8 protein-coding genes are annotated in these 13,562 nt (G+C 30.5%); 6 read left to right on the top strand and 2 right to left on the bottom strand.

Going from position 1 to position 13,562, the window contains the following annotated elements:
• Positions 1–348 precede the first annotated feature (348 nt).
• The 6 genes from NPA10_RS03115 (at position 349) to NPA10_RS03090 (ending at position 9,085) form a co-directional block, all read left to right on the top strand.
• Positions 349–2,619, top strand: coding sequence for a hypothetical protein (locus NPA10_RS03115; RefSeq protein ID WP_256547251.1), 2,271 nt, complete (start codon positions 349–351; stop codon positions 2,617–2,619).
• A gap of 217 nt (positions 2,620–2,836) precedes the next feature.
• Positions 2,837–5,092: a hypothetical protein gene (locus tag NPA10_RS03110; RefSeq protein WP_256547250.1), complete on the top strand. Its 2,256-nt coding sequence runs from the start codon at positions 2,837–2,839 to the stop codon at positions 5,090–5,092.
• 309 nt (positions 5,093–5,401) lie between these two features.
• Positions 5,402–7,672, top strand: a complete 2,271-nt coding sequence (locus tag NPA10_RS03105; protein WP_256547249.1) for a hypothetical protein — start codon at positions 5,402–5,404, stop codon at positions 7,670–7,672.
• A 66-nt stretch (positions 7,673–7,738) separates the two neighbouring features.
• Complete coding sequence (locus NPA10_RS03100; protein ID WP_256547248.1) at positions 7,739–8,263, top strand: hypothetical protein; 525 nt, start codon at positions 7,739–7,741, stop codon at positions 8,261–8,263.
• Positions 8,253–8,711 (top strand): DUF4231 domain-containing protein, encoded by a 459-nt coding sequence (locus NPA10_RS03095; RefSeq protein WP_256547247.1) that lies wholly within the window; start codon positions 8,253–8,255, stop codon positions 8,709–8,711. Before NPA10_RS03100 ends, NPA10_RS03095 begins: the two co-directional genes overlap by 11 nt.
• Complete coding sequence (locus NPA10_RS03090) at positions 8,711–9,085, top strand: hypothetical protein (RefSeq protein WP_256547246.1); 375 nt, start codon at positions 8,711–8,713, stop codon at positions 9,083–9,085. Before NPA10_RS03095 ends, NPA10_RS03090 begins: the two co-directional genes overlap by 1 nt.
• 67 nt (positions 9,086–9,152) lie before the next feature.
• Here NPA10_RS03090 and ftsY read toward each other — a convergent pair whose 3' ends face one another.
• Both ftsY and NPA10_RS03080 read right to left on the bottom strand, forming a co-directional pair.
• On the bottom strand, positions 9,153–10,196 hold the full coding sequence (ftsY, locus tag NPA10_RS03085; RefSeq protein ID WP_256547245.1) for a signal recognition particle-docking protein FtsY: 1,044 nt from the start codon (positions 10,194–10,196) through the stop codon (positions 9,153–9,155).
• Positions 10,196–13,150 (bottom strand): AAA family ATPase, encoded by a 2,955-nt coding sequence (locus NPA10_RS03080; protein ID WP_256547244.1) that lies wholly within the window; start codon positions 13,148–13,150, stop codon positions 10,196–10,198. The genes ftsY and NPA10_RS03080 overlap by 1 nt, the downstream gene beginning before the upstream one ends.
• Positions 13,151–13,562 lie beyond the last annotated feature (412 nt).

Here is a 13,562-nt window from a genome sequence, read left to right as displayed (position 1 = left end):
GTTAGAAAAAACAAAAACTTTGTTACAATCAACACTGTTCTTAATCATCAACCGATGATCAATTGATTGCTTTGGCAATAATTGGAAACACCATTTTTTTACATTTGACAAATTTCGTTATGCAAAATTAACGATAATTGTCCTTAAAATTAGTTTATTTTTTGGTTCAAAACCAAAATAACTTTTTTTCAAAATTATCTATAAAAATCAGATTGCACCCTAAGGTGTTTGTTGTTTTGCGAACACAAACTTAAAAGAAGTTATCTAACTTGTGGTCTGAATTAGTGACAAAAAATAGATAAACTAAAGTTTTTTAAACATTTTCAATTTAGAAACCAATCAGAATCTATGAAATTTAAGTCATGAAAATGAAACAAGCTTAATCGCAAATTAAGAATTCTTGTTCCATTTACTTTTTTTACTGCAGCAATTGGTGGAGCAGCAGGTTATTTACTTTCACCCACAGGGAACCAAATTTTCATTACTAACTCTTCTTTAGAAGCGGGTTATGATCAAAATTTTCGGGTACCAATTTTTGAAAATCAATATAAAGATTGGGATTTACAAACTGGTAACTTACAAGTAATTCAAAAACCAAATGTTAAAACAGCTCAATCATTTGAATTAAAAACAACTGATTTAACTACTGAAACCTTTAATGACAATGCTGTTTTTAATGTGGCACAAGCTGCAAGTACAGGAGTGCGACGCCCTAATGAATCTAATTATGTTTCATTATATAAGGCTTCGTTTACTAGAGAACAGTTTGAACAAGCTTTTAAAAATCGTCGTGATCCAGATTTAGGCTTTTTATTTAAAACTAAGTTTGAAATGTTTGATCCTGTAACCAAACAAAATAAAGTAGTTTCATATGACAAAGGCTTAATTACTGGTTTTTCACTAAAAGATTTAGAACTAGTGAAATCCAAAACCTACCAGATTTTTCATTACTCTGTTAATGATGATTTTTCTGATTTGCAAGGAACTGTTTCTGCTAGCATGGAAATGCGCATTGACAAGCGGGGTCGGTTTTTTGTTGAAATTAATTTAGGTGCTCATAATTTAACTACTCAAAATCTTTCAACTATCCCAACTGAAAACCAATTTAAGGTTAGTTTTGAAAAAGTTGAAGGCAATCAGATTTTCAAACCACTTATTTTTTGAAATTTAAATAGTACTAATGATTTGGACAGATGATACTGACCAAACCCTAGAGGTCCAGTGCAAAATCCAGAAGTGGTTGCACCATTATTTCAAGATAGTGCGGTTATTAGTGATAAAGATTATACAGTTACTCTAACTGATAATGCTCAGAAAAAATATGTTTATGAGTTAGTTGACAATTTTGAAAGCAAAATTAATGATAACACAGTTGTTTCTAAAACTCAAACAGGCGATGAACTACTAACTGCACGGTTTGAAAATCAAAAATGACAAACTAATTTTTTCAATAGCTGAGACAAAAAAGGGGTTGCTAAAGACCCTGGATCACAAGTTAAGTTTGATTTAAATTTTGATGTACGTGATGGAGAATACGGCCAAGTACAAAAATATAAAACTTCAGTTTACGGTTATTTCAATTTTAGTAGTTTGATTAACGGAAACAGTGTAGATCAAACAATTGTTAGTTATGATTTAAGCGATGGCCGAGTGAAAAACTTTGGCAAATTATTAGTTAAGCTAAATGCTCGAGTTAATTTGCGTGGGCAATTAGTAATTAAAGTTAGTTCTATTGCCAAAGATTTCGCTTATAGCTCATCTGAGTTTGCTAGTGATATTGATAAAAATGATTTTCATTCTTCTTTAAAAATTGATAATTTAGAAATTTCTCGTTATTATGATGGAGCAGCAAGTACTAATGCTGTTAATAAAGACGAAATTGGTCCAATTCGCAATTTTAATCGCGATGTGCGACAATTGAATATTAAAGTAGTTAATTCCAACATTGCGGGTGCAACACAAGACAGCAATAAGAATGGACATCAAGTAAGAAGTAGATGAAATTTCTGAGATCCTTATTTATTTCATTACCACCGAATTTGATCAACAGAACAAACTGAAGATTTTAGCAATTATGTTGAAAATGAAAAAGAATTTGCTGAAAAAACCCAAATTACTTTCAGATTTGCAGGTTTAACTGAGACTAATAATCGAACTAACATTGTTTTAAACAGTCCAGGTAGCTCTAAAATTCTTAATAAAGGATTAAAAGGTTGAACAGCTGATGGTAAAGATGCTGGTAGTGGTGAATCCATTTATGGACCAAACGATTTAACTGATCCTTACACATCTTTCACCATTCCTTTTTCTGAAATTGGAAAAAAAGCCAATAATGATCAATTTTGATTTAAACGACTTTATGCTTTTCAAAACCAAAATTATGGCTCTAATGGTTTTGATCAATCTTTATTTAATTTTACTAATACAAGAAGTAATGCCAACTACTCTGCAATGCGAGTAATTTATTATCTGCAATTAACTAAAGTAGGAGATTTTGGTTTTAAATATAGAATTGGTATGGATGTAAGTTCTTACCAATGAGATCAATCTAACACATCTGCTTCTAGAGGTAAATCTGGAATCACGTTACAGAACATTGAATATCAAATTGGTAAATAATTTTTAATAAAAAAATGAAAATGGCGATAAAAATATTGCCATTTTTTCATGGTTAATTTTGTAATTTTATTAAGCAATCAACAAGCTTACTGATCCTGTTTTAAATCACTTTGTAAAATGCAAATTGTGGTATACTAAAGCCGTTTTTAAACTTAGCAAACTCTTTTTATAATTCAAATCGATTCATCAAAAGAAAGACACTGGATATTTTAGAAGTATGAAATTTAAATGATGAAAAAGAAATAAAACTAGTCAGAATTTAAAAATCATTATTCCTTTTACTCTTTTAGTAGGATCTATCAGTGTCACAACTGGTTATTTAGTTTCACCTTCAGGTAGTCAGTTATTCACTTCTAATGCTTCATTAGAAGCTGGATACGATCAAAACTTTCGGGTGCCAATTTATCAAAATAAGTACAAGGATTTTGAAACAACTAATGGTAATTTACGGGTAATTCAAAAACCCAATTTGAAAACAACCCAGTCATTAGAATTAAAAGCTAATACGGATTATAATCCTAAGACCTTTAATGATGCGGTTAATTTATCGATTGTTCATAGTCGTTTAGATTCTATTTCCAATTCTGTTCATAAATCAATTAAATTGTTTCAAGCATCATTTACTAAAGAACAATTCGAAACCACTTTTGCTAATCGTTTTAGTCCAGATTTAGGTTTTATTTTTAAAGTTAAATTTAGTGGTCCTGATGGTTCGGGTGATAATGTTAAAACAGTTGCTTATAATCAGGGATTGATTACTGGATTTTCACTTGATGATTTGATTCGAACTAAATCCCGTCGTTACCGGATTTTTGATTATGCGGTTAATGATGATTTTGCAAACCTTCAAGGTATGGTTTCTGCTTTCATGGATATTAATATTGATAAGCGGGGTAATTTTTCTGTTGATATTAATTTAGATGAAACTGAATTAAGTACTCAAAATCCGGAATGAAATTCTGGATTTAACCAGTTTAAAGTTGAATTTGAAAAATGGAACAACGATTTGATTTTTCAACCAGCTATTTTTTGAAATTTAAACACCACCAACGATTTGGAACGATGATACTGACCTAATCCGCTTGGTCCAGCTCAAAATCCTAAAATTACAGTTCCGGTTTTCCAAGATAGTGCAGTAGTTGGTAATGACCAGTATACAGTAACCAATCATAATAATGCTGTTCAAAAATATAATTATCAGTTAGTACAAGATTTTGAAAATGTTTCAAAAAATATCGTTAACTCTAACAATCCAGATGAATTAGTGAACATTAAATTTCAAAATCAAAGTTGACAAACTAATTTTTTTAATGATTGACCCAATAAAGGTGTAGCTAAAAATCCAGGTGCACAAGTTAAGTTTGATTTATTTTTTGATGCTCGAGATGCGGAATATGGCCAAAAACAACATTATAAAACAACGGTTTATGGTTATTTTAATTTCAGCAATTTACAAAATGGTGCTGAATTCAACCAAGAAATTGTTAATTATGATTTAAGTCAAGGACGTTTAAAAAATTTCGGACTTTTTCAGGTACTTTTGAATGCTCGGGTAAACTTACGGGGTGAATTATTAATTAAATTACAAACCCAAGTTCACAACCTTTTATACCAAGCATCACCATTGGCCAGTGATGTTGCTCAATCTGATTTTTTGACAACTGCTAAGATTGATAACATTCAAATTTCTCGTTACTATGATGGGGATCAAAGTCTAACACCAATTGATAAAACAACAATTGGTCCCAATCGTGAATTCACACATAATGTAGCGCGATCTAATATTGAAGTTGTCAATAATAAAATTGATGGAGCTTTAAGAACAACCGATCGTTTGGGGCGGCAAGTGCGAAAAAGTTCATCAGCTGAACCTTACTTATATCATTATTATCGGGTGTGATCCAAAGAACAAACTGAAGATTTTAGTTCCTATATTGAACATGATAAAGAATTTGCTAATAAAGTTTTGATTAGCTTTAAATTTAGTGGTACAAATCAAACAAACAACCAAACTAATCCAGTATTAGATACTTTATGAAAAAATCGTATCATGAGCTTAGGAAAACGGGGTTTAAATCTGGATGGTTCAGATGCAGGAGTGGGCCAAACTACTTTAAACGCTGATGACACTAATGATCCCTATACCAGTTTTAGTATTCCTTTCGCCAAAATTGGTTCTTATGCTAATAACGATCAATTCTGATTTAAAAAGTTTTATGCCTTTGATACCAAACCATACAGAGAGGTTCAATTTGATCGATATCTTTTCAATTTACGCGCATCAGGAAATGATAATTACTCCGCAATGCGGGTGATTTATTACATTAAATTAACCAAAGTGGGTGACTTTAGTTTTGCCTATAAAATTGGTATGGATGTTAGTGCTTATCAATGAAGCAGAAAGCATAATTCAGCTTCTCAAGGCCGAGCAGGACTAAAAGTTGATAGCATTAATTTTTCAATTGGTAAATAATTTTCCGATCTAAATCAAGCAAAAAATAATCATAATTTTTTTCTTAAATTACTACACTAAAATCAGATTGAACTGAGGAATGTTTTTTAAAGTCAAAATTATGGTAAAATAGATCCAATCGTTTATTAACTTAATTTGTTCATTATTTTTGTTTTGATTTGAATCAAAACAAAAGAACTTTATTATCAATAAATTTTTTAATTAGACTAGTTTTTGAACAATCTAATTTTCTCAAATTTCATATTTTAATGAAAGATAATTAATTTTAAAAATCTTAATAATTTTTAAAATTAACCACACGGACAACAAATGAAATTTACTTCATGAAAATGAAACAGTTTAAGTCGAAGATTAAAATTTTTTATTCCGTTGACCTTACTAACTGTTTCTGTTGGTGCTGCAGCTGGTTATTTAGTATCACCTTCTGGTAGTTCACTTTTTATTTCTAATTCTTCATTAGAAGCAGGATACGACCAAAATTTCCGGGTGCCCATTTTCAAAAATCAGTATGCTGATTTTGAGAATGCTACTGGTAATTTACAGGTAATTCAAAAACCTAATTTGAAAGCATCCCAATCACTAGAATTAGTTGATCCTAACAATTTTACAATTCAAACTCTAGCTGCTAACTCCTCATTTCAAATTGGACAGCTAAGTTCTGTCGTGCGACAAAGTGCTGTTGGTAATTCTGTTGATTTATTCAAAATGAGTTTTACTAAAGAACAGTTTGAAAGAGTTTTTAAAAATCGTAAAAGTCCTGATTTAGGTTTTCTTTTTAAACTAAAATTTAGTGCTTATGATTCAGCATCAGCAACAACAAAAACAGTTGCTTATGATAAAGGATTAATTACTGGATTTTCGCTTGATGATTTAAATTTGGTGAAATCTAGAAAATACCGTGTCTTTGATTATTCAGTTAATGATGATTATTATGATTTACAAGGTACCATTTCAGCTGTAATGGAAATGAGTATTGATAAGCGCGGTAATTTTGGAGTCACAATTAGTTTAAATGCGGAAAATTTAAAAACCCAAACTTTATCTGATAATCCTAAATTAAACCAATTTCACGTTGATTTTGAAAGTTTGGGTAACAACCAAATTTTTAAACCAATTATTTTTTGGAATGTCAATGCATCTAATGATTTAGACAGTTGGTACTGACCAAACCCTCGGGGTCCAATTCAAAATCCCGAAGTAAGAGTACCACTTTCTCAAAATAACGCAATTGTTGCTCCAACTGATTATACTGTTACTTTACATGATGATGGAGCTCATAAATACCAATATCAATTAGTGAATGATTTTGAAAAACTCGCCACGAATCCAACTGCAACAGAACAACCCAAAGAACTAGCAACTTTAAAATTTAGTAATCAAGAATGACAAACCAATTTTTTCAATAATTGGGGTAAAGATATGGGGATTGCTAAAGATCCGGGGGCTCAAGTTAAATTTGATCTAAATTTTGATGCGCGTGATGGCGAATATGGTCAAAAACAACTTTATAAAACTTCAGTTTTTGGTTACTTCAATTTTAGTAGTTTAAGAAATGGCGCGGTTGTTAATCAAGAAATTGTTAAATACGATTTAAGTGATGGTCGGGTAAAAAACTTTGGAACCTTTAAAGTGCTGTTATGAGCACGGGTAAATTTATATGGTGATTTAATTATTAAACTATCATCAGTTACTGAAAATTTATCTTACCAAAGTTCTGAATTTGCTAATGACATTGCAAGTTCTGATTTCAATTCTTCAGTCAAATTTTCTAACTTTGAAGTTTCTCGGTTTTATGATGGTCAAGATTCTAAAGAAACAATTGATCAAAAAGCAATTGGACCGAATCGTGTGTTCAACCGAAATGTTTCACATGCGAATATTAAAACAGTCAACAGTAGCATTCGGGATGCTTTAAACGGAAACAATGCTCGAGGGCGAAACATGCGCACTTCATGAGGTTGATGATCTACCCAGCCTTATTTATTTCACTATAATCGAGTTTGATCCACTGAACAAACCGAAGATATAAGTAGTTATGTAGAAAATGATCCGTTTTTTGCCCAAAAAACTGATATTACCTTTCGCTTTGGCGGAACGGTTGAATCTAATAATCGGACCGATATTGTCTTAGATACTCCTGGGAATGCTCGCATTATGAATTTGGGTAAAGATAATGTCAATGTTAGTGATGAACAAGCAGAGCAACGAAAAATTGTTGGCCGAGCTAATTCTACAAATGACCCTTACACCCAATTTACAATTCCTTTTTCTGAAATTGGTAAAAAAGCTAATGGCGATAATTTTTGATTTAAACGGCTCTATGCTTTTGATCGCCAAGAATATCGTTACAATTATTTAGATAGATACTTATTTAATTTTCAAAACCAAAACACTAATAATAACAGATCAATGATAAGAGTCATCTATTACATTAAATTAACCAAAGTTAGTGACTTTATCTTTAAATATCGCATTGGAATGGATGCAAGTACTTATCAATGAAGTAAAGGGGATAGTGCTGCTTCTCGGGGCCGCGCGGGCATTAAATTAGAAGATATTACATACACAATTAAAGAATAAATTGCTGGGTCAACAACAGCAATTTGTTTTTTTAATATAATAGAATTAATTGGACTAATGATCAATATGAATAAAAATCAAAATCAAAATGCAGTATTTGCTGATTATATCGCGGCTAAAAAGAAATTTTTAAGACGCCAAATTTGATTATCTTCAGCAACTGAAAACTTGATTAACTGATTACAAGTAATCTTGAATTTTATTATTTTAATTTTAGCTGTAATCGCAATTTGGTGAGCAGTTGATATTTCTAAGGGAAAATCAATTTTACCTTTTTTAGAACAATATCGCGATAAACTGAGTTATGAGGGATTTGTTTACACGATTGTTGTTGCTTCGTTTATGATCTTATTATTTGTATTATCCGTTTTCATTGCTGGTTATAAAATGGCCATGAAATGGGACAGTTATCGTCGGATTATGAATGAATTACAAGCAATTGTTTTATTTAAAAAAGACGATACAAACTATACTTTAGAAAATTTTGAACAAGATTATGATAAGTTAGTGAAAACTTATTTAACTAAAGCCAAAGTGCCGTGATTACAATTATTAAGAAATGCTTTGAAAGGAGATCGGGGTGTTAAATAAATTTTTAATTAAACATGCTGATGAAACTGTCAAAGAATTTGTTAATCAGTATTGATGAAAATTCAGAATTAAAGCCCGACTATATTTGTTTGCTTACTGAACAATGAGTGGTTTTTCATTAATGACTTCATTAGTTTTGGGAGTACTAGCCACTTTATTTTCTGCAAAGGTATTGACTCAACCTAATACTTATGCCTTAAGTGTTTTAATTGTGGGAGCAATTAGTTCATTTATTTCAGCTTTTCTAAGTTTTTTCTTATTAAAGAAGCGTTATATTAAAAATTATGCTTTATTACAGTTTATTAATTTAGAAAAAATTATTTACGAAAACCGTATTGGAGTTTATGAAACCCACCAAAATCCTGATTTATTGTTCGTAGAACGGTTATATCAAAAAATGGGGGTAGTATCGATTTTACAACCCCAACAACTACAGGAGCTGAACTAATGGAATCGAATTTAAAAGCCAAAATTAATAATCTTTTTAATGAGTTTCACAAGAAATATTGGGTTTCTAAAACTATTTATGTTGTGACTAATTTAGCCATCATGATCATGAATGTAGTTTTCGCAATTTTAAATACCCGCGCAATTCAAAGTAATGCAGAAAGCCCTTTAAAATGAATCTTCTTTACAATTGCTTTAATTAACATTTGCATCACTTTTGCAACCGGATTCAAAACCCTTTTAGCTTTAACCAATCGGGTTAATAAATCCAAAGAGCAGTTGGAACAATTAGCTTTAATTGAAGAAAATCCCGATCAATATCCCCGTCGTAAAGTGGTTGACCGGTTAACTGAAATGGAAGCAACTGAATATTAAAATAAAAAAAAAAAAAAAGTAGCAATACTTTTTTTTTTTTTTTTGCAAACAGATAATGAAGAAATGGCTACAAGTTGAGTTTATCAGTAATTGAATCAACAACTCGTTCTAAGTCAAAAGAAGAAAGATCATCCAAACTCTCACCTAAACCAATGTATTTCACGGGAATATTAAAAGCTTCTTTAATTGCGAAAATAATCCCCCCTTTAGAAGTACTATCCATTTTGGTTAAAATGATGCCCGTAATTTGAGCAGCTTCATTAAAAGCTTCAGCTTGATATAAACCAGATTGACCAACTAAAGCATCTAAAACTAATAAAGTTTCATGCGGTGCTGAAGGATCAAATTTTTTAATTACCCGATAAAGTTTTTCTAATTCCTTCATTAAGTTTTGTTTATTTTGTAATCGTCCTGAAGTATCACAAATTACAACATCATAGTGTTGGTCTTTGGCTTTAGTTAATCCTTGAAAAACAACAGATACGGGATCTTGACCATATTTTTGAGGAGTGACAATATTGATTTTTAATCGTTTAGCTCAAATCATTAATTGTTCAATCGCTCCAGCTCGGAAAGTGTCGCCAGCAACTAATAAAACTTTTTTATTTTGTTTGACTAACATATTAGCTAATTTAGCAATGGTGGTTGTTTTACCCACACCATTAGCACCCATTACTAAAATCACATTAGTTTGGTTTGGCCGAATATTTAAACCTGTATCCAGAATTGAATCTTGAATGTAAGAAACAAAGATTTTATCAACAATAATTTCTTTAATTAATTTCACATCTTTGACATTGTGATATTTAATTTCATCAACAATTGCTTCAGTGATTTTAGTTGCAGTTACCGGACCAATATCAAAACTAATTAAAACATCTTCTAAGTCTTGAACAAAATTATCATCTACTTGTTTGAAATCTTTGGCTACTTGATCAACTAGTTGAGAAAAAGCAGTTGCACTTTTTTTCAAACTTTCATTAAATTTTTCTTGTGAAGCCACATTAACTAAAACCTTATCAGCCTTAGCCTGGTTTTGTTGGATTAGTTCTTTCTCTAAGTTGGGTTTCTTAGTTAATTTATTGATGATTCGTTTAAAAAAACCAGCCATTATTTATCTTGATCGCTTTCAACAATTTCTAACGCTTTTTTCAATTCCACCGGAATAATTTTAGAGATTCCTTTAATCATCATTGTTACCCCAAATAAAGATTCACAACATTCCATAGTGCCATTTCGGTGGGTAATAATAATGAATTGAGTTCGTTCAGAATTATTTTTAATGATGTTGCCAAACCGTTCCACATTAGCGGGATCTAAAGCTGATTCAGCTTCATCTAAAATTACGAGCGGTAAAGAAGATACTTGTAAAACTGCAAACAATACTGATAAAGCAATCAAAGTCTTTTCACCTCCAGAAAATAACATTAGATTAGTAATTGTTTTTCCTGGTAAATAAGCATGAATTTCAATGCCACATTCTAAAATATTTTCGGGATCATCATAAATAATTTCACAAGTTCCTCCACCAAATAAGTATTTAAATATTTCGGGTAATTTTTCATTAGTTTGTTTAATGATTTGATCAAAACTTTCGATTGCTTTCTGGTTTAAATCAGCTAGAACTTTTTCTAAATCAGCAACAGCTTGAGAAATAATTTGGTATTGCTCTTGTTTATTTTTATAATCTTCTTCTAAATTTTTTAAATCATTAGCAGCTTCAAAGTTAACATCACCCATACTTCGAATTTCTTCACTTAGACGCCGAATTAACATTCGAGCTTCTTCGTATTTAATATCTAAGGGTTCACTAAAATTTTCAATTGCGTATTCAGGGGTAAATTGATAACCATCCATTAACCGATCAGTATGTGAATTTAGTAATGATTTAATGCGTTCAGCCCGAATTTTTAAATCACTAATTTGATCATGAATTTTCTTGTGACTACTGTTTAAATTTTCTAGTTGAAATTCATAATTTTCAATATCCATGTGCAAGTTATTTTTGATTTTAGTATCAGATTGCACAATCATTTTTTGTTGTTCTAGTTTTTGTTTTTTTTCAACTAATTCAATCAATAAATTATCAATATTTTTTTTATGAGATATTCCCTCAGGATCTTTGGCTTGTTCGGCTAAATGATTGTAATTTCATTCGTATTCTTTTAATTGATTAGTTAGAGTTTCGATTTGTGACTTAATTAAAACTAACTGATCATGCCGAGAAGCAACTTTCTCAGTATTGTCACGAAAATTTAATTGGTTTTTTTCTGATTGTTCACGAATTTTTTGACTAATTGCTTGTTGTTCTTGAATTTCAGTATCAAGATTTTGAATTTTTTCTTCAATGTTAAATTCAGTATTAGTACGCTTTCGGTTATAACCCCCACTGATAGCTCCTAGTGTAGAGATTTGTTGACCATCTAAAGTGATTACGCGATAATTTTTGTTGGTAAACTTAGAATGGTGAATGGCAGAATTAATGTCATAAGAAATAATGATGCGAGCTAATAAAGCATCAATTACAGGTTGAAATTTTTCTTCAACATGAACTAATTCATTTCCTAAACCAATGAAATTATCTAGCTGATTTAAAATTTCATAGTGATCATCAGGCATGTAACGAATTTTTAAATCGTTAATTGGTAAAAAAGTTGCTGCTCCAGCTTGGTTACGTTTTAAAAATTCAATTGCTTTGCGTGCATCTTCACTATTATCAACAACAATGTTTTTTAATGCTTTGCCTAAAGCTAAACCAATTGCAACTTCATGTTCTGGTTCTACTCTAATTAAGTTGGACAACATGTCATAAATTCCAGTTAATGAATTTTTGGCTTTTAAAACAGCTTTAACACCGTATTCATAACGATAACGATCAGCTAATTGGTTTTGCAAATTAATTTGTTCTTGTCTTTTTTGTTCTAAGCGATTGGAAACTTGATTAATTTCACGCATTAACAATTCGTGCTCGCGTGATAATTGAGTTTGAATTTCTTGAAAGGTGGTATGTTCTTGTTCTAGTTTTTCCTTACTGAAACTTAATTCTTTAATTTCTAAAGTTTTATTATCAATAATTTGTTTTAGTGCACCAATTTTTTCTTCAATATTACCAGCAGTTAGCTGTTGTTCCAACTCGGTTTCGTACTTATTTTTTTGAATTTCTAATTGATTACATTCGCTAATCAAATCATGAATGATTTGATTATTAGCATGTAAACCTTGATCAATTTCTGTAAATTTATCTTTTAACAGTTGTAATTTTTGTTTTAGATTATCGATTTCTTGATTGTCTTGCAAATTAGAAGATTCTTTAGATTCAATATCGGCTTGAATTGCTTTTAAATTATTAGTTTCCTCTAAAATTTCTTGAGCTAAAACTGTAACTTCAATTTTTTTTAGTTGTTCTTTTTTATCTAAATAAATGCGAGCTTTTTCGGCCTGCTTTTCTAATTTTTTAACTTGTCGATCAATGTTATTTAATGAAATTTCTGCATCTTTTAAATCAAGTTTAGTTTTATCTAATTCAGCAATGGTTTCTTTTTTTAATAAGGTATATTTTCCAATTCCGGCTGCATCTTCAAAAATTTTCCGACGATCAACTGCTTTAGTTTCAGTAAATCATGAAACGGTTCCTTGGGAAATAATTCCTAAAGAGCCTTTGGATAAACCAGTATCTAGAAAAATTTCAACAATTTCATTTCGTAAACAAGGTTCACCATTAATAAAATATTCATTTTTACCCACTCCCCGAGTTAATCTTCGGGTAATGGTAATTTCTTCTAAATTGGTCCGCAAAAGTTTGGCTGAATTATCAAAAGTTAGTGAAACTTCAGCAAAGTTGGCTGCTTCTCGGGCGTCAGAGCCACTAAAGATGAAATCAGTATTCTGCTTTCCCCGCAATTGTTTGGAGGAGCGCTCACCTAAAACTCATTTCAAACCATCAACAATATTAGATTTGCCTGAGCCATTAGGACCAACTACACCAGTCATGTTATTTTCAAAATTAATAACTGTTACATCAGCAAAAGATTTAAAACCCCGTGATTCAAATCGTTTTAAAAACATGCCTTATCCTATAAAAATAAAATTGTAATTGGTGTCAAAAAATATGAAACAGTGCTTCTTTCAAGTCTTAAAAATTACTTGATAAATCACTAATTAATAGATTATAGCATAATAAAAACAAGCAACAATTTTTGACCTATAAAAACCGAATAAACTTAGTTTTTATTCTTCTAAAGACCATCAAGCTTATTCCATTTTTATAAGTAAGAAGATAAGTTGGGTTCATGAGAAATTTTTGTTATAAAATTACAAAATACTGTTACAATGATCATCGCGTACCTTAGAAGATAATTGGCTTTTGTCCTTAATGCTTTTTATTATTAAATGAAGCGATTATTCAGGAACTTTTCATTTATGCTCTTAATTGAATTTTTAATAAATTTAATGAAGGAATAATGCCTTGTTTTCTTTG

Source organism: Mycoplasmoides fastidiosum, assembly GCF_024498275.1.
Taxonomy (GTDB): Bacteria; Bacillota_I; Bacilli_A; order Mycoplasmatales; family Mycoplasmoidaceae; genus Mycoplasma_N; species Mycoplasma_N fastidiosum.
The sequence above is the reverse complement of the archived record's forward strand: the minus strand, read 5'-3'. Positions and strand labels throughout refer to the sequence as shown.